The 17,144-nt window shown below is 71.1% G+C and carries 13 protein-coding genes; 5 read left to right on the forward strand and 8 right to left on the reverse strand.

What is annotated here, in order from left to right:
• The first annotated feature begins 61 nt into the window (after window positions 1-61).
• The 3 genes from U7230_RS00090 to U7230_RS00100 all read left to right on the forward strand — a co-directional run bounded on the left by U7230_RS00090 (window position 62) and on the right by U7230_RS00100 (window position 4,007).
• Window positions 62-1,069, forward strand: a complete 1,008-nt coding sequence (locus U7230_RS00090; RefSeq protein WP_324716722.1) for an ABC transporter substrate-binding protein — start codon at window positions 62-64, stop codon at window positions 1,067-1,069.
• A 131-nt stretch (window positions 1,070-1,200) separates the two neighbouring features.
• The gene (locus U7230_RS00095; RefSeq protein ID WP_324716723.1) at window positions 1,201-2,205 is read left to right on the forward strand and encodes an ABC transporter substrate-binding protein; all 1,005 of its coding nucleotides are present in this window, start codon (window positions 1,201-1,203) and stop codon (window positions 2,203-2,205) included.
• 5 nt (window positions 2,206-2,210) lie between these two features.
• Window positions 2,211-4,007, forward strand: a complete 1,797-nt coding sequence (locus U7230_RS00100; protein WP_324716724.1) for an ABC transporter permease — start codon at window positions 2,211-2,213, stop codon at window positions 4,005-4,007.
• 5 nt (window positions 4,008-4,012) lie between these two features.
• Here U7230_RS00100 and menE read toward each other — a convergent pair whose 3' ends face one another.
• The 8 genes from menE to U7230_RS00140 form a co-directional block, all read right to left on the reverse strand.
• Window positions 4,013-5,620, reverse strand: coding sequence for an o-succinylbenzoate--CoA ligase (gene menE / locus U7230_RS00105; RefSeq protein ID WP_324716725.1), 1,608 nt, complete (start codon window positions 5,618-5,620; stop codon window positions 4,013-4,015).
• Window positions 5,617-6,552 carry a 1,4-dihydroxy-2-naphthoate polyprenyltransferase gene (locus U7230_RS00110; protein ID WP_324716726.1) on the reverse strand — a complete coding sequence of 312 codons (936 nt, stop codon included), beginning with the start codon at window positions 6,550-6,552 and terminating at the stop codon, window positions 5,617-5,619. The genes menE and U7230_RS00110 overlap by 4 nt, the downstream gene beginning before the upstream one ends.
• A gap of 40 nt (window positions 6,553-6,592) precedes the next feature.
• A complete protein-coding gene (menB, locus tag U7230_RS00115; RefSeq protein WP_404980603.1) occupies window positions 6,593-7,348 on the reverse strand; it encodes a 1,4-dihydroxy-2-naphthoyl-CoA synthase in 756 nt (251 codons plus the stop codon).
• A 108-nt stretch (window positions 7,349-7,456) separates the two neighbouring features.
• The gene (menH, locus tag U7230_RS00120; protein ID WP_324716728.1) at window positions 7,457-8,338 is read right to left on the reverse strand and encodes a 2-succinyl-6-hydroxy-2,4-cyclohexadiene-1-carboxylate synthase; all 882 of its coding nucleotides are present in this window, start codon (window positions 8,336-8,338) and stop codon (window positions 7,457-7,459) included.
• Entirely contained in the window at window positions 8,335-10,152 is a 1,818-nt protein-coding gene (menD, locus tag U7230_RS00125; protein WP_324716729.1) for a 2-succinyl-5-enolpyruvyl-6-hydroxy-3-cyclohexene-1-carboxylic-acid synthase, read from the reverse strand. The genes menH and menD overlap by 4 nt, the downstream gene beginning before the upstream one ends.
• Window positions 10,115-11,680: an isochorismate synthase gene (locus U7230_RS00130; RefSeq protein ID WP_324716730.1), complete on the reverse strand. Its 1,566-nt coding sequence runs from the start codon at window positions 11,678-11,680 to the stop codon at window positions 10,115-10,117. The genes menD and U7230_RS00130 overlap by 38 nt, the downstream gene beginning before the upstream one ends.
• Window positions 11,681-11,881: 201 nt before the next feature.
• Window positions 11,882-13,252, reverse strand: coding sequence for an MFS transporter (locus U7230_RS00135; protein ID WP_324716731.1), 1,371 nt, complete (start codon window positions 13,250-13,252; stop codon window positions 11,882-11,884).
• A 58-nt stretch (window positions 13,253-13,310) separates the two neighbouring features.
• Entirely contained in the window at window positions 13,311-13,799 is a 489-nt protein-coding gene (locus U7230_RS00140) for a universal stress protein (protein ID WP_324716732.1), read from the reverse strand.
• Between the two features lie 319 nt (window positions 13,800-14,118).
• On the opposite strand from U7230_RS00140, the gene aceB reads away from it, so the two are divergent.
• Entirely contained in the window at window positions 14,119-15,741 is a 1,623-nt protein-coding gene (gene aceB / locus U7230_RS00145) for a malate synthase A (RefSeq protein WP_324716733.1), read from the forward strand.
• An 8-nt stretch (window positions 15,742-15,749) separates the two neighbouring features.
• A complete protein-coding gene (gene aceA, locus U7230_RS00150) occupies window positions 15,750-17,132 on the forward strand; it encodes an isocitrate lyase (protein ID WP_324716734.1) in 1,383 nt (460 codons plus the stop codon).
• Window positions 17,133-17,144 lie beyond the last annotated feature (12 nt).

Raw genomic sequence — 17,144 nt, forward strand, 5'->3', positions numbered from 1 at the left:
AGGGCAGCGGGCGAGGCACGGCCGTGGAGCGCGCGCCGTTTGGGGAGAGGAGCGTCGGCGGATGGAGCGCAGGATGGCAACGATGGCCGTGGTGGCGATCGCGACGGTACTGGGGGTGGCGGGCCTCGCCTCTAGGGTGACGGCCGCGGCCCGGCCTGCCGAGCGCGTGACCGTCATGCTGGAGTGGTCGCCCAACACCAATCACACAGGGCTGTATGTGGCGCTCGACAAGGGCTGGTACCGGGACCAGGGCCTGGACGTCCAGATCGTGGAGCCGGGTGAAGGGGTCTCCGTCGAGTCGGTGGTGGGAGCGGGCCGGGCAGACTTCGGCTTCAGCGCGCAGGAGTTCATGACCTACGCGCGGCTGCAGGGCGTACCTGTCGTGTCGGTGGCCGCCGTGCTCCAGCACAACACGTCGGGGTTCGCTTCGATGGCCGGCGCCCGGATCCGGCGGCCGAAGGACTTCGAAGGGAAGCGCTACGGGGGATTCGGGCTTCCCATCGAGCGGGCGGTACTGTCGAGCCTGATGCGATGCGACGGGGGCGACCCGGAGAAGCTGCAGCTCGTCAGCATCGGGGTGGGCGATCTCCTCTCCCATCTCGAGCGGGGCAACGTCGACCTCGCCTGGATCTTCTACGGGTGGCAGGGGATCGAGGCGAAGCTGCGCGGGCTCGACATCGACGTCGTCATGATGGACCGGTACGCCGGCTGCGTGCCCGACTACTACACGCCGGTCATCATCACGTCGGAGTCGCTGATCCGGCAACGACCCGAGCTGGTGCGACGGTTCGTCGAGGCGACCGCCCGGGGGTACGCCTGGAGCATCGAACACCCGGACGAGGCGGCGGGCATCCTCGTGCGCCGGGTGCCCGAGCTCGACCCTCGCCTCGTGCGAGAGAGCCAGCGGTGGCTGAGCCCCCGGTACCGGGCGGAGGCGCCACGGTGGGGCGAGCAGAAGCTGGAGGTGTGGCAGCGCCTCGCCGATTGGCTGCTCGAGCACGGCCTCGTGAAGGGGCGGCTCGACGCGGCGTCGGCGTTCACCAACCGGTTCCTGCCGGCGCCACGTTGATGGGCATGCACGGATTTCACAAGCGTGTCACCTGTTCGTAACAGGGGCGCCGGCCCGGCTCCTGAACCCCTCCACCGCTGGTCAGGACGACCTCGACAACCAGGATGCGACCAGCGGAAGGAGCGCGTGCCGTGTTGGCAGGCCGGTTCGTTCGCCGGATGGTGATGGCGGTCGCCGCGGGGGTGGCCGTAGCGGCTCTTGCTTCGTTCGCCGCGGCTGCTCCCCAGAAGACGCTCCAGCTTTACACGTCGCAGCCCGACCAGGACGCCGCAGCGCTCGTGAAGGCCTTCGAGGAGGCCTATCCGGACGTGGCGGTCTCGATTTTCCGCTCCGGCACGGAGGAGGTCATCAGCCGCTTCTTGCTCGAGGCCGAGAGCGGCCACCGGCGGGCCGACGTCTTGCTGGTTGCCGACGCCCCGACCTTCGAAGCGCTCAAGCAGCGGGGCCTGCTGGAGGCTTACCGCTCGCCTGAAGCGGCCCGCATCCCTGCTGCCTACTACGACCCCGAGGGGATGTACTACGGCACCAAGGTGATGGCGACGGTCATCGTGTACCACCGCACCCTTGGCAAGCCGCTGCGCCGGTGGGCCGACCTCCTGCAACCGTCGGTGCGCGGCAAGCTCGTGATGCCGAGCCCCTTTTACTCCGGGGCGGCGGCCTACAACGTGGGGGTATGGAGCCGCACGGAGGGGCTGGGGTGGCCATGGCTCGAAGCCCTCGCCCGCCAAGACGTGCTGATGGTGCAGGGCAACGGCGCCGTGCTGCGTAGCGTGGCGAGCGGAGAGCGGCCATACGGGACGATCGTCGACTTCATGGCCGTGCGGGCGCGCCTGCAGGGGTCCCCCATCGAGGTGGTGTATCCCGAGGATGGGGTGCCCGTCATCACGGAGCCCATCGGCATCGTCAAGGGTACGCCCAACCTCGAGGCGGCCCGGCGGTTCGTCGACTTCGTGCTTTCGAAGCAGGGGCAAGAGCTCGCCGCGCGGCTCGGGTACATGCCGCTTCGGAGCGACGTGACGCCTCCGGAAGGGTTTCCGGCGCTCGAGCGGATCCGGGTGATGGCCGTGCCGCCGGCCGAGCTGGCGGCCGGGCGGGAAGCGGACAAGCAGCGCTTCTCCGACGTCTTCGGGCAGTGAACGCGATGCGCCGCCCGCTTCGCCGGGGAGCCGTCCCGGCCGGGGTTTGGTTCGCGACGGGGACGGCCGGCGTGGTCGTCCTCAGCGTGATACCGCTCGTGAGGTTGGGCACCCATCTCTTCGCCGGCGGCGCGGGCGGGCTCGCCCGGGCGGGGGCCGTAGCGACGTGGCTGGCTACCAGCCGCCAGGTGCAGGCGGCTTTCCTCCATAGCCTCTTCACTACGAGCGCGTCGGCGGTCGTGACGACCGCGCTGGCACTGGTGCTTGCCGTCGCTGCCACGAAGACGGACCTCCCGGGCCGGCGGTGGGTCGCACCCGCCCTGCTCGTGCCGCTGGTCGTGCCGCCCCACCTGCTCACCATCGCCTACATCCACTGGGCCGGCCCGGCCGGCGCGCTGCAGCAGGCGCTACGGTGGATCTCGGGTGCGCAGGGGCCGCTCTGGTCGCTTTACGGGCCCGGCGGCATCGTCGCCCTGCTGGTGCTCGTCACCCTTCCTCTGGCCTTCTTCCCGATCCGGGCGGGCCTGCTGGCCGTGCCCAGGGAGGTGGAAGAGGCGGCCCGCTGTGAGGGCGCGTCGGGCTGGCGGCTGTTGCTCCACGTGACGCTGCCGATGGTACGCCCTTACCTGGCGGCTGCCGCACTGCTGGCCGCGCTGTCCGCTCTCAGCGACTTCGGAGTACCGGCGCTGCTCGGCATCCCGTCGGGGTACATCACACTTCCGACGCTCATCTACCGGGAGGTCGCCTCTGCCCTGGGGAGGGGGTTCGACCGGCCCGTGGGGCTGGCGCTGGCGCTCGCGCTGCCGGCGGGGCTCCTCGTGGGCCTCCAAACCAAGTGGGCGCAGGGCGCCGGGGGCTGGGGCACGGGGGAACAATCCGGGAAGGCGCCGTTCTCCTGGGGCCGGGGTCGCTGGGCCGGTGCCGTCCTGCTGGTCGGCGGGCTTGCGGCGCTGGTGCTGGTGCCGTTCATGGCTATGGCCGCCATGGCCATGATCCGGGCGTACGGGCTACCCCTGCGATGGGCCCATCTCACCCTGGAACACTTCGCCTTCGTCCTCGGGCGGCTGGAGCCGTTGCGCCGGGCCCTGCTCCACAGCCTGTGGCTGGCAGGATCTGCCGCCCTGGTCACGGCAGGGCTGGCAGGGATCCTGGGGTACGGTGTCGTCCGGGCGGAGCGGCAGGGGTCGACGTGGCGCCGGTGGTGGTGGCGACCGGTACGGCTGGCGATCGCGCTGCCGGGCGCCGTGCCCGGGATGGTCTTCAGCCTGGGCGTGCTGCTCGCCTGGTTGCGGCCGCCCCTTCCCGGCCTCGAGCTCTACGGCACGCTGGGCCTGCTCAACGTCGCCTACTTCGGGCGGTTCCTGGCATTCGCCTTCGAGCCGGTGGCGGCGGGCTGGCGCGACTTGGACCCGAGCCTGGAGGAGGCGGCGCAGGTGGACGGCGCCTCGTTCCTCCAGGCGGTGCGACACGTCCTCGCCCCCATCCTGCGGCCGGCGCTGGCCGCAGGGGCCGTGCTGGTCCTGACCCAGTCGTTCGCCGAACTGACCCTATCGGCCATCCTGGCCGGGTCCGGGACCGAAACCGTCGGATGGCTCATTTTCGGGCTCGAACAGGGCGGCTACGCGAGCCAGAGCGCAGCCCTCGGCACGCTCCTGGCACTCGGCCTCGTGGCGGCCGGCTCGGGACGGCTGGCGGCGCGCCGTCTGGGAGGTGCATGGGCTCGCCTCCGGCCGTGGGCAAGCAGCCACCTGAGCCGTGCGAGGCGGGCGGAAGAGGCCGGCTCCTTCTGGGAGGCTGCCTGAGCAGCTCAAGGCTCGCCGGGCGAGACCTCCTGTCCCCGGCCGCCGCCCCCTGCGCCCGCTTCGAGCCACTGCTCACGAAGCCTGCTGCGCAGCAGCTTGCCCGCCGCGTTGCGGGGCAGAGGCGCTTGCACGATGCGCACTTCCTTGGGCACCTTGTAGCGCGCCAGCCGCCCGGCGCAGTGGGCGAGGAGCTCCTCCGCCGTTAGCCCCCAGCCCGCGCGCAACCGCACGGCCGCCACCGGCACCTGGCCCCACTCGGGGTGCGGGATCCCCACCACGCCTGCCTCCTGGATGGCCGGATGGGCCAGGAGGGCTGCTTCCACTTCGGCCGGGTAGACGTTTTCGCCGCCGCTCACGATGAGGTCGTCCCGGCGGTCGACCACGTACAGGTAACCCTCTTCGTCCAGGTACCCCAGGTCCCCCGTGCGCAACCAGCCCCCGTCTCGCCGGGCGGAAAGCGACGCCGCATCCTGTCCGGCTCCGTCTCTCCCGGCGGCTGCCACCGGCGCCTCGCGGAAATACCCCGGGCTCACGGTAGGGCCGCGCACCAGGATCTCGCCCACCTCTCCAGGCCCGGCAGGCCGGCCATCTCGCTCGATCCGCACCTCCGTCGGGAGCAGCGGCCTGCCGGCCGAACCCAGCTTGCGCAGCGCCTGGCCGGGCGGGAGCGTGGTCACCTGCGAGGCGGCCTCCGTCAGGCCGTACGTCTGGACGACCGGCATACCGAGCCGGGCGGCGCGCTCCAAGAGTGCCACGGGCACGGGCCCGCCGCCCACGAGCACGGCCCGGAGCGACGGGGGATAAGGGCGCTCGCCCCGGGCATCCAGCATGCGGGCCAGCGTGGTGGCCACCACCGAGAGGAGGGTCACCCCTTCCTCGTCAATGGCGCGGTTGGCGGCCTGCGGGTCGAAGCGCGGGTGCACCACCGCCGTCATGCCGTAGATGACGCCACGCACCAGGATGGAGAGGCCTCCCACGTGGAAGAGGGGCAGGTTGGCAAGCCAGCGATCCCCGGCGCAGAGGCCCAGGTTGAGGGCCGAGCCCACCGCGCTCCACCAGTAGTTGCCGTACGTGAGCAAGGCCCCTTTGGGCCGCCCGGTGGTGCCGGAGGTGTAGAGGATGCTGTGCACCGCCTCGAGTTCCACGAACGGACGGAGAGACGCATCGGCCGCTTCGGGTGCCGACGCCAGTTCCTCCGTGGAAAGGACAGCGACCTCGGAGGAGGCGGCCTCGCCCCCCGTCTGCCCTTCCTGCGCCCACCGGGCCAGAGCGGCTCGGGCCGCCGGCTCGGTCTGCGGGGCGTAGACGAACGCCCGGGGAGCTGCATGCCCGAGCTGCCAGGCGAGTTCCGGCGGGGCGAGGCGCGTGTTGAGCGGCACCAGGATGCCGCCCGCGCGGCCGACCCCGTGCGCCAGCTCGACGAACTCGGGCCCGTTGGGCAGCAGCAAAGCGACCCGGTCCCCGGGGCGAACCCCGAGCCCGACCATCCGGCGGGCCAGCGAGGCCGCCCGCCGGTCGAGCTCCTGAAAGGTCCACCGCACGTCGCCGGCGATGATCGCCAGGCGCTCCCCGGCCGTCGCCGCCCGGTGCGCCAGCCAGTCCGGGAGCCTCATGGCGACCTCGCCATGCCGATGGCGAGCAGCGCGCTGTAGGCAAGGAGCAGCCGCCCGGTGCCCTTGAGCACCTGGTTGAGCGTCGCCCCGCGCTCGCCGCCCAGGACGCGGCGCACCAGCGGCCAGGCGATGGGCGCGCTGAGCCAGGGCAGCCAAAAGAGCGGTCCCGCTGCTCCCACGGCCCGCAAGACGGCGGGCATGGCCAAGGCCACGACGACGAAGAGCGCGTACTGGATGCGGGTGGCCTGTTCTCCGATGCGCACCGCGAGGGTCCGCTTGCCCGCCTGCCGGTCCTGGTCGATGTCGCGCAGGTTGTTGACCACCAGAATGTCGGTCACGAGCAGCCCGACCGGTACGGAGGCGAGAAGCGCCCCCGGCGTGACGGCCCCGGCCTGCAGGTAGAACGTGCCCGTCACGGCGACGACCCCGAAGAAGACGAAGACGAAGAGATCCCCGAGGCCGTGGTAGCCGATGGGCCAGGGCCCTCCCGTGTAGAGCACGCCGGCGACGATGGAGGCGAGCCCCACGGCCACGATGGGCCACCCGCCCACCGAGGCCAGGTACGCCCCGATGAGCACGGCTGCCCCGAAGGCGACGATCGTGCCCCGCTCCACGTCCCGCTCGGAGAGCAGTCCCGTCTGCGTGACCCGGGTCGGGCCCAGGCGCCCGGGCCGGTCCGCCCCTTTCCGGAAATCGTAGAGGTCGTTGGCGAAGTTGGTCCCGACCTGGATGAGCAGCGCGGCCGCCAGCGTGGCCAGAAAGACGGGAAGGCTCAACGGCCCGTGCGCGGCCGCTGCCCCCGTGCCCGCCAGCACCGGAGCTGTCGCCGCAGGGAGCGTGGGGATGCGGGCGGCCATGACCCACGCCTTCGCCCGGCTCACTCCGGGCTGCCGGAGCCCGGCCGCCGCCTCGGCGGGGCCCGTCACGCCCATGCCAACGGCCGTACCCGTGCCCGTCGCCGCAAAGCCCCGGTCACGGGAGCCTGGGGAACCTGGAGAAGTCGGGCTTCCGCTTTTCCAGGAACGCATTGCGCCCCTCCTTCGCTTCCTCGGTGAGGTAGTAAAGGAGCGTGGCGTTGCCGGCCAGTTCCTGGATGCCGGCGAGCCCGTCCGTATCGGCGTTGAACGCTGCCTTGAGCACCCGGATCGCCGTCGGGCTCTTGGCCAGGATCTCCTTGGCCCACCGCACCGTCTCCTCTTCCAGCTGATCGAGGGGCACCACGGCGTTGACGAGGCCCATCTGCAGGGCCTCCGGGGCCGTGTAGCGCCGGCAGAGGTACCAGATCTCCCGGGCCTTCTTCTGGCCGACCGTGCGGGCCAGGAGGCCTGCCCCGTAGCCACCGTCGAAACTGCCGACCTGGGGCCCCGTCTGCCCGAAGATGGCGTTGTCCGCGGCGATGGTGAGATCGCAGACCAGCTGGAGCACGTTGCCGCCTCCGATGCACCAGCCGGCCACCATCGCGATGACCGGCTTGGGGAGCGTGCGGATCTGGCGCTGCAGGTCGAGCACGTTGAGCCTCGGAATCCTGTCGGCTCCCACGTAACCCCCTTCGCCCCGCACCCGCTGGTCGCCTCCGGAACAAAACGCCTCCTTACCCGCGCCGGTGAGGATGACCACCCCCACCGACCCGTCGTCCCGGGCGGCCGCGAAAGCGTCCATGAGCTCCATCACCGTCTCGGGCCGAAAGGCGTTGCGCACTTCGGGCCGGTTGATGGTGATCTTCGCCATGCCCTCCGCGGTTTCGTACAGGATGTCCTGGTAGGTGCGGGTTTGCTTCCACGCAACCGGCACCTCGCTCACCTCCCAGCAGAAGTCCCTTCCGGCGGGGCGTACCCGTTAGCGGGCGTCCACCCCGGCCAGAAACTCCAGCACGAGCGACCGGAACGCCTCGGGCCGCTCGAGATGTACGGCATGCCCGGCGCCCTCCACCACGGCCACGCGCGCGCCGGGCACGAGGGCACCCATGCGCCTTGCCAGGTGGCGGTACCTGGCGTCTTTCTCGCCGGCGAGCACCAGCACCGGCAGGCGCAGCCCGCCCAGCGCGTTCCACAGAGGCTGCTGGACTCCGGCGCCCAGGCCGCGGAGCGCGAAGGCGAGCCCGTGAGGGCGCTGGCTGAGGCGGTCGGCTCGCACCGCGTCCCGCACGGCCGGATCGAGCGCGGCCTGGGTCGCGAAGAGCGGCTGGCTCTCCCAGCGTTCGACGAAAGCGCGGATGCCCTCCCGTTCGAGCAGCAGGGCCAGCTCCTCGTCCTGTGCCCGCCTGCGGGCTCGTTCCTCGGGGTCCTCGATCCCCGGCGAGGCGCTTTCCACGACCAGCGAGCGCACCCGGCCGGGCGCGGCCAGCGCCAGGTGCATGGCGACCCGCCCTCCCATCGAGTAGCCGAGCAGGTCGACCACCCGCGCCTCGAGCCGGTCCATCAGCCCGAGCAGGTCCTCGACCACGCGGGCGAAGCCATAGCGGGAAGGCTCCCCGGGCGCGTCGGAGCGCCCGTGCCCGACCAGGTCCACGGCGTACGCCAGGCCCCTCGCCTGGCCCAATGGCCCCAGGTGGGCCTGCCACGTCCGGGTGCTTCCCGTGAAGCCATGGATCAGCAGGAGCGGCGGCCGCGTCCGGTCGTGCGGCTCCGTGCCCGGGCCCGGCCCTGAGGCTTCCACGTAGAGGTGCAGCCCGTTGACCGCGATGCGAACACCGGGAGCGCCCTGGGGCCGGAAGGTCATGAGAGCCCCACCGCCCCCCGCACTTCCTGCACGACCTGGTCCCACAACCGCCGGTGGTGGGCCGCGTTGGCGCTGCGCTCGGTGCGAACCTCGACCACCGACAGGCCGCCCGCCTCCAGTCCCTGCCGCACGGCGCGTTGGAACTCGCCCCAGCTCGCCACCCTCGTGAAACGCCCTCCGTACATCTCCACGGCAGGCCGGAAATCCAGCCCGGTGGGCGTGCCGAACAGCTGCTCGAAGTGTTGCGGGTGGTCGGCCTGCGGCAGCAAGGAGAAGATGCCGCCGCCGTCGTTGTGCAGGAGCAGTACCGTGAGCGAGAGGGAGTGCAGGCGTGCGGCCAGCAGGCCGTTGAGGTCGTGGTAGAAGGAGAGATCCCCGATGGCGAGCGCCACCGGCCCCTTGCTCACCGCCGCGACCCCCAGGGCACTCGAGACCACCCCGTCAATGCCACTCGCGCCCCGGTTGCCCAGCGCCCGGATCTCCCGGGGGCCGGCCTCTGCGAAGCCGTCCAGGTCACGTACCGGCATGCTGTTGCCGGCGTAAAGAGTCGAACCATCGGGCAGCAACCGGACCAGCTCTGCGATCGCCCGGGCCTCGGAGAGCCCCTCGCTTTCTGAGAGCAGCCGCCGGGCCGCCTGGCGAGCTGCGCGGTGCAGGGCGAGCCAGCGCTCCAGCCAGGCCCGGCGCTCCTCCTGGCGGCGCCCCTGCAGCTGCAGGACGCCGGCGCGTGGCTGGTTGCCGGGCCCTTCCGGCGTCTCCACGTAGCGGGATAGCCCCTCGAGCAGCGCCACCGGATCCACCGGCCAAACCTGCGTGGCCGACAGCGCCGGATCCCGCCACCCGCCCCCGGGATCCACGACCACCTGGGGGACGTCGAGGAGGCGCTCCAGGTAGCCGAGCAACGCCTTGGAGACCGGTGCCGCTCCCAGGCGCAGGATGGCGGTGGGGCGTAGCCGGTCCGCCAGCGCCTCGTCCCGCAAGAAGAGGTCGTAGCTGTCGACCACCGCTCGCAGCTCGTGACGTCCCCACCGGGCCTGGGAAAGAGGGTCGGCCAGCAGTGGCGCTCCCACCCGGGCCGCGAACCCGCTCGTGAGCGCCGCCAGGCGGGGGTCCTCCTGCGGGCCCAGCACGAAAAGGGGCCGGGGCGAACCCGCGATCCACCGCGCGATGTCGTCGAGCACGGCAGGGTCCGCGGCTCGCCGGCCCTCGACGGGCCTGAGGGAGCCCGTGCTCCGGGCGGCCGGCCCGTCGCGGCCGGCGGCCTGGGGCGCCTGCGGCACCAGGGGTTCCCGGAAAGGGAAGTTGAGGTGCACGGGGCCTGCCGGCTCCGCCGCGGCGGTCCGGACGGCTCGGGTCGCCAGCACGCGGGCGTACCGCAGCATCCGGCCGGAGGCCTCCGGCAGGGCCGCGTCCGCGAACCACTTGACGTGCGGCCCGTACAGGCCCAGCTGGTCGATCGCCTGGGAGGCACCCACGTCACGCAGCTCCGGAGGGCGGTCGGCCGTCAGCACCACGAGCGGCACCCGGGCATACCGGGCCTCGATCACGGCGGGGTAGAAGTTGGCGGCCGCGGTGCCGGACGTGCAGACGACGGCGACGGGCTCCCCCAACCCCCTGGCCATGCCGAGCGCAAAGAAGGCGCACGAGCGCTCGTCGACATGGGTCCAGAGGCGCACCCCCGGATGATCCGCCAGCACCATCGCGAGCGGCGTCGATCGCGATCCTGGCGCCAGGCAGACGTGGCGCAGTCCCGACGCGGCGAGGGCGTCGACCAACTCACGCACGTAGAGGTAGGTGACCTCGGCCGGGTTCACGGGTGCGCTCGATCCTCCCTCGCCTCCAGCCTTCCTCGAGAACGCGCAGCATGGGCTGGAGCTTGAGCCACGACTCCTCCCACTCGCTCTCGGGGCGGGAGTCGGCGACGATGCCGCATCCGGCGAAGAGGGTGGCCCGGGCCTCTTCCAGCCGCGCCGAGCGAATGGCGACCCAGAAGTCGCCGTTGCCCTGAGCGTCCCACCAGCCGATGGGAGCCGAGTACCAGCCCCGGTCGAACTCCTCGTGCCCCCGCAACCATTCCAGGGCGGCCGCTTTCGGGTGACCACCGACCGCCGGCGTGGGATGCAGGGCTTTCACCACGTCCACGACGGAGATGCCGGCGCGCAGGCGCCCGGCGAGAGGGGTGTGCAGATGCTGGACGGAGGCCAGCCGCAGCAGGCGTGGGGTGCCTGGCACCTGCAGCGACTCCGTCAGGGGGGCGAGCGCCTCGCGCAGGGCGTCGACGACGAGCCGGTGCTCATGGCGCTCCTTCGGGCTGTCGAAAAGCGCCCGGGCCAGCGCCTCGTCTTCGTGACAGCGCGTGGCCCGCCCCGTGGAACCGGCCAGCGCCATGCTACGAACCTGCCCGCCGGCGTCGACGGCCGCGAGCCGCTCCGGCGACGCGCCGATGAACCACATCCCGCCGTACGACAGCGCGAAGCGGGCGCAGCCGGGGCACTGGCCCCAGAGCGCCTCGAAAAGGCGCCCCGGGTCGAGGGGGCCGGGAGCCTCCACGTCGAGCGCCCGGGCCAGCACCACCTTCGAGAGGCGGCCTTCGCGGATGGCCTCGACTGCAAGGCGCACCTCGTGCAGCCAGCGATCCGCGCCGTCATCGCGCAGCCACCGTCGTGCGCCGTCATCGGGCGCTGGCGGTGGAGCTTGCGACACCTCCGGCGGCTGGGGCGCCAGGCCTTGCGAGATGGCCTCGATCAAGGCACGAGCCTGCGAGGCCGCCTGGGAGGCCGTCAAGCCGGCATCGGCAGAAGCAGAAACGGCCAGGTTGATCGTGAGCAAGGCCGGCTCCGGCCCCGCCGGTATCGTCAGCAAGAACCGGGGGATCATGAAGTCCGCGTCGGCGATCTGCTGCCAGGCGGCATCGGGTGACCGGTGCGGATCGTAGCGGAAGCCGCCCAGCGCCACGATGCCGGTGGCAGCAGGATGGCCGTCCCCGTGGCCGTCGCGAAGGTCCCCGTTGCCGTCGCGAAGGATGGTCGACACTTCCACGAGGCGGCGGAAGCGGGCCTGGATCTCCTCGAAACGGGCGTCCCCTGCTGCCGTGAGCGTCCACTCGGCGCCAACGCCTATGATCGTCGGCCCCTCGTCGCCAGCGGCCAGGGCGAAGCGCTGCCATCCAGGAGCGCTACGAGATGGCCCGGGGGCATGTACCGGCCACGAGAGGGCGCCCACGAACGCGGCCGACGGGTCGAGACGGCCCACCGGCAAAACCGCGCTGGCCAGTACCGGGTGTCCGAGCGCTCGTGCCTGTTTTCTTGCCGCCTCGACCGCGAGATGGATTGCCCGTGCCAACGACCCCATCCCCACCGGCGCCGCCATCGAACCGACCAGTCAGTCTAGCGGGATTATACCACCGTGCAGAGGGGTAACGCAGAAGGGGCTTTTCACGCGCCGGTGAAAAGCCCCCGAATGGGTCCGCACGGTACGCCCGCACGCACACCGTATCCCGGGCCGTGCAGACCGCCTGTACCGTCTCTCGCGCCGGCGCCCCCGCTACTCGGCGCCGGCCGCCTCCAACCCCTCGACCTCTTCCCAGATGGAGACCTTGTGGGTCTCCTTGACCAGCAAGGTCCCCACCACGAAGGTCATGGCCGCCACGGCCACCGGGTAGACGAGCCCGGCGTAAATGTTGCCCGTGGCCGCCACCGCCGACGAAGCGATGAGCGGAGTGAACCCTCCGAACCACCCGTTGCCGAGGTGATACGGCAAGGAGAGCGACGTGTAGCGGATCTTCGCAGGGAACAGCTCCACCAGGAACGCTGCGATGGGCCCGTAGACCATGGTCACGTAGAGCACCTGCAGGAAGACCATGAGGGTCAGGCCCACCGGGTTGAAGGGGTCCGAGAACGCCTTCATGGCCTGGTAGATGGGATAGTACGTGAGGACCGCCAACAGGTTACCGGCCATCATCACCGGCTTGCGGCCCACCTTGTCGGACAGCCACCCGAAGAAGATGAAGAACGGGGTGCCGAGGGCCAGCGCCACGGCAATGATCACGTTGGAGGTCACGAACGGCACCTTGAGCGTGTTTTGCAGGAAGTACAGGGCGTAGAACTGGCCGGTATACCACACCACCCCTTGCCCCGCGGTGGCGCCGAACAGCGCGAGAGCCATCAGCTTCCAATTGCGCCCGGTCTCCCGCAAGGGCGAGCGCGAGGTGCGCCCGGCCTGCTTGAGCCTGCTGAAGAGCGGCGACTCCTTGAGCCGCACCCGCATGTACAGGGAGAGAGCGAGCAGCACGCTCGAGAGCAGGAAGGGGACGCGCCAGCCCCAGGCGTTGAAGTCCGCCTCCGGCAGGGAGAGCCGGACCGCCAGGATGACCCCCAGCGAGACGAAGAGCCCCAGCGTCGCCGTCGTCTGGATGAAGCTGGTATAGAAGCCGCGCCGCCCGTCGGGCGCATGTTCGGCGACGTAGACCGCCGCTCCGCCGTACTCGCCGCCCAGCGCCAGGCCCTGGAGCAACCGGAGCAGCAACACGATGAGCGGCGCAAACAGGCCGATGGATGCGTACGACGGCACGAGCCCGATGGCCATCGTCGAACCGCCCATGATGGTGAGCGTCACCAAGAAGGCGTACTTACGGCCCACCAGGTCGCCGATACGCCCGAACACGAGCGCGCCGAAAGGCCTCACGGCGAACCCGGTGGCGAACGTCGCCAGCGTGGCCAAGAACGCGGCCGTGGGATGGCCGGGCGGGAAGAATGCTCCCGCGATGACGGTGGCCAGGCTGCCGTAGATGTAGAAGTCGTACCATTCGATGAGCGTGCCGCCCGTCGACGCGGCGATCACGTGCCAGAGCCTGGCGGTGGTCTCGTGCGCTCGCGCCTGCACCACGGCTGCGTGCGCTCCAGCCCGAGCCTCCATGGTTTCAACCCCCCGTGCGTCGATTGAGAAGGGACCGCTCCACCATGCTTTCCCGCCGTCACCGCGCGATGAGTACGGGACAGCTTGCCAGGTGGAGTACCTTGTGGCTGACGCTGCCGAGGATGAGTTGAGCGACCGGGCCCAGGCCCCGGGCACCCATGACGATGAGGTCGACCTTGCGTTCCTGGGCGGTGGCGAGGATGGTCTCAGCAGGGTCCCCTCGCCGGAGAAGCAGTTCGGGAGCGGAAGGCAATCCGGCGAGGCGCTCTTTGTAACGCTGGAGAAGCTGCCGGCCCTCCTCCTCTTCCTCGGCCGACAGGTTCTGGATGCGTTCCCAGAGCTCGGGGGACGAGCTGAGGTACTCCAGGCCCCGCTGTCCGGGGAGTACGTGGAGCAGGATGACGTCCGGCCGGGCCACCTCCTCGAGCAACCGGGCCGTGACGTCGACCGCCTTGCGCGCGCCCTCGGAACCGTCGACCGCCACGAGCACCCGCAACACCCATTTCCCCCCTTTCAACGGCCGGGGCATGGTAGCAACCGTTGTCACAAAGGTAAGCTTCGAACCTTTGACGTCTATCCTATGAGACTTCCCCGGGTGCCTGCAAGGGGTATCAAAGGTTTTGTCGGCGGGCCTGGGTTGCGAAAAGCCTCTCTGTGTGGCCGGGCGAGCAAGGCGGCGCTTTGGCGAGCCTTCCTGGCCAGCTTCGTCTCTCCCGGAGCGAAATCTCGCTTGCGCCCCGGAGATCGAATCGCTAGTGTGGATCCCACACCCTGTATACACACTGCCTTCCGTGCAAACCATCGGCCTCCGTCTGCGGCTGGATCCGGCCTCACGCTCCCGTACCCGAGAAAGGAGGCGCTGTGGTTTGTCTTACCAGGTGCCGGACGGCGTGGAGCTCAGAGAACCACCCGTACCGGGGTCCGAGAGCGTGCTCACCCCGGCTGCCCTCGCTTTCGTGGCGGCACTGGCCAGGACGTTCGGGCAGGCCCGGCAGGAGTTGCTCCGTCGCCGCGCCGACCGGCTCCGAGAGGTGCGCGAAGGTAAAGGGCTCGACCTTCGGGCGGGCCCGGCGGGCGAGTGGAAGGTAGCGTCGCCCCCATCCGACCTCGTGGACCGGCGCGTCGAGATCACGGGTCCGACCGACCCGAAGATGATCATCAACGCCCTCAACTCGGGAGCCCAGGTCTTCATGGCCGATTTCGAGGACGCCAACGCCCCCACGTGGGCCAACATGGTGCAGGGGCAGGCCCACCTCCGGCAGGCCGTCCGCCGCACCTTGAGCTACGTCGCGCCCGACGGGCGGGTGTACCGGCTCGGCTCCCAACCGGCGGTCTTGAGCGTTCGGCCCAGAGGTTGGCATCTCGACGAGCCCGGAGTGTGGGTGGACGGCCGGCCCGTTTCCGCCTCGCTGTTCGACTTCGGGCTGTTCGCCTTCCACAACGCCCGGGAACTCCTGCAACGGGGCAGCGGCCCGTACTTCTACCTTCCCAAGCTCGAGGGCGCAGCGGAGGCCCGGCTGTGGAACGAGGTGTTCGAGTGGAGCGAGCAGCGCCTGGGCCTGCCGAGCCGCTCCATCCGGGCCACCGTGCTCATCGAGCACGTCCTGGCGGCGCTCGAGATGGAGGGGATCCTGTACGAGCTCCGGGACCGGATCACCGGGCTCAACCTCGGGCGGTGGGACTACATCTTCAGCTTCATCAAGACCTTTGCCCACCGGCCCGACCGAGTGCTGCCGGACAGGGCGCTCCTGACGGTGCCGTCCACGCCGTTCTTGCGCACGGCGTCGCAGCTGCTCGTCCACGTCTGCCACCGGCGCGGCGCCCACGCCATCGGCGGGATGTCGGCGTACATCCCGCGCAAGGACGACCCCGACGCCAACGAGCGGGCGCTCGCCCAGGTGCGGGCGGACAAAGAGCGGGAGGCGGGTGAGGGGTACGACGGCGCGTGGGTCGCGCACCCGGGGCTGGTCGGGGTGGTGCGGGAGGTCTTCGAGCGGGCCTTCCCGGGGCCCAACCAGCTCGAGCGGATGTCCCCGGCTCCGGAGCGCCCGGAGGAGCTGCTCGCGATTCCTGACGGGCCCGTCACCGAGGCGGGCCTCGCCGGCGACATCGACGTGGCGCTGCGCTATCTGGCCGCATGGCTGAGCGGCCGGGGGGCGGTGGCGATCCATCACCTGATGGAAGACACTGCCACGGCCGAGATCGCCCGGTCTCAGCTGTGGCAGTGGGTACGCCACCGGGACTTCGGGGCCCTCTACCGGTCCGCGCGAGCGGAGCAGCTGCAGCGCCTGCGGGCCGAGGCCGGCTCCTCGCCTGCCGCCTCGGGTGCGGACGGTGGCGACGGTGGCCCGTTGCGGCTCGACGAGGCGGCCCAGCTGCTCGACCGGCTGGTGCTCGATCCGGAGTTCGTCGAGTTCCTCACGATCCCCGGCCTGGCCTACCTGCGGGGAACTCACGCCGGCATCGCTCAGGAGAGAGGAAGGGGTTGAACGTGGCGATGGAGGAGCGTCGTGAAGGGGCGGGCAACGGCCACGTGCCGCAGGCGGGTGGGCCGCCGGCCGATGCCCTGGCCGAGCAGCGCCGCCTCGAACAACGGTGGGTCACCGATCCCCGCTGGAGCGGTATCCGGCGAGACCACACGGCGGCGGACGTCCTCAGGTTGCGCGGCTCCGTGCGGCAGGAATACACGCTGGCGCGGCGGGGGGCCGAGCGGCTCTGGCGCTTGCTCCAGAGTGAACCGTACGTGGCCACCTTCGGCGCCATGACGGGGGCGCAGGCGGTGCAGATGGTGCGAGCGGGCCTTCAGGCCATCTACGTGAGCGGGTGGCAGGTGGCGGCCGACGCCAATCTCGCCGGGCAGACCTACCCCGACCAGAGTCTCTATCCGTCCAACAGCGTGCCGGCCCTGGTGCGCCGCATCAACCAGGCGCTGCTTCGGGCCGACCAGATCGAGTGGTCGGAGCGCTGGCCCGAAGCGGCGGGCGCGGCGCTCCGGCGAGACTGGATGGCCCCCATCGTGGCCGACGCCGAGGCGGGCTTCGGCGGCCCGATCCACGCCTTCGAGCTGACCAAGGCACTCATCGAGGCGGGCGCCGCCGGCGTGCACTTCGAAGACCAGCTCGCCTCCGAGAAGAAGTGCGGCCACATGGGCGGGAAGGTGCTGGTGCCGGCATCCACGTTCATCCGCACGCTGCGGGCCGCGCGCCTGGCCGCCGATGTGCTGGACGTTCCTACGGTACTGGTGGCGCGGACCGACGCCTTGAGCGCCACCCTCCTGACGAGCGACGTCGACCCGGCCGATCGCCCCTTCCTGACGGGGCAGCGGACCTCGGAGGGGTTCTACGTGGTGCGGGGCGGCCTCGAGGCGGCCATTGCCCGGGGGCTCGCCTATGCGCCCTACGCCGACATGGTCTGGTTCGAGACGGCGAAGCCCGACCTGGGGGAAGCCCGGGCCTTCGCCGAAGCGCTGCACCGGCAGTACCCGGGCAAGTGGCTCGCCTACAACTGCTCGCCGTCGTTCAACTGGCGCCGCCATCTCGACGCGGGCACCATTGCACGGCTGCAACGGGAACTGGCCGCCATGGGATATCGGTTCCAGTTCGTGACGCTGGCCGGCTGGCACCTGGTCAACTTCCACACGTTCCAACTCGCCAGGGCGTACCGGGAGGAGGGCATGGCCGCGTACGTCCGGCTTCAGGACGAGGAATTCGCCAGGGAGGCCGACGGGTACACCGCGACACGTCACCAGCGGGAAGCCGGCGCGGGCTATTTCGACCTGGTCGCGCTGGCCGTGTCGGGCGGTGAGGCCGCCACGGTCGCCCTGGCGGGGTCGACGGAGGCGGAGCAGTTCGGGCGGCCGGCGGGCGGGCACGCCGCGTGAGCGGCCCGGGTG

The organism is Limnochorda sp. L945t, from assembly GCF_035593305.1.
Taxonomy (GTDB): Bacteria; Bacillota; Limnochordia; order Limnochordales; family Geochordaceae; genus Carboxydichorda; species Carboxydichorda subterranea.

Coding starts and splice junctions, on each gene's coding strand:
- U7230_RS00090 (WP_324716722.1), top strand. CDS start 62: ATGGAGCGCAGGATGGCAACGATGGCCGTGGTGGCGATCGCGACGGTA.
- U7230_RS00100 (WP_324716724.1), top strand. CDS start 2,211: ATGCGCCGCCCGCTTCGCCGGGGAGCCGTCCCGGCCGGGGTTTGGTTC.
- menE (WP_324716725.1), bottom strand. CDS start 5,620: ATGAGGCTCCCGGACTGGCTGGCGCACCGGGCGGCGACGGCCGGGGAG.
- U7230_RS00110 (WP_324716726.1), bottom strand. CDS start 6,552: ATGGGCGTGACGGGCCCCGCCGAGGCGGCGGCCGGGCTCCGGCAGCCC.
- menB (WP_404980603.1), bottom strand. CDS start 7,348: ATGGCGAAGATCACCATCAACCGGCCCGAAGTGCGCAACGCCTTTCGG.
- menH (WP_324716728.1), bottom strand. CDS start 8,338: ATGACCTTCCGGCCCCAGGGCGCTCCCGGTGTTCGCATCGCGGTCAAC.
- U7230_RS00135 (WP_324716731.1), bottom strand. CDS start 13,252: ATGGAGGCTCGGGCTGGAGCGCACGCAGCCGTGGTGCAGGCGCGAGCG.
- aceA (WP_324716734.1), top strand. CDS start 15,750: ATGGAGGAGCGTCGTGAAGGGGCGGGCAACGGCCACGTGCCGCAGGCG.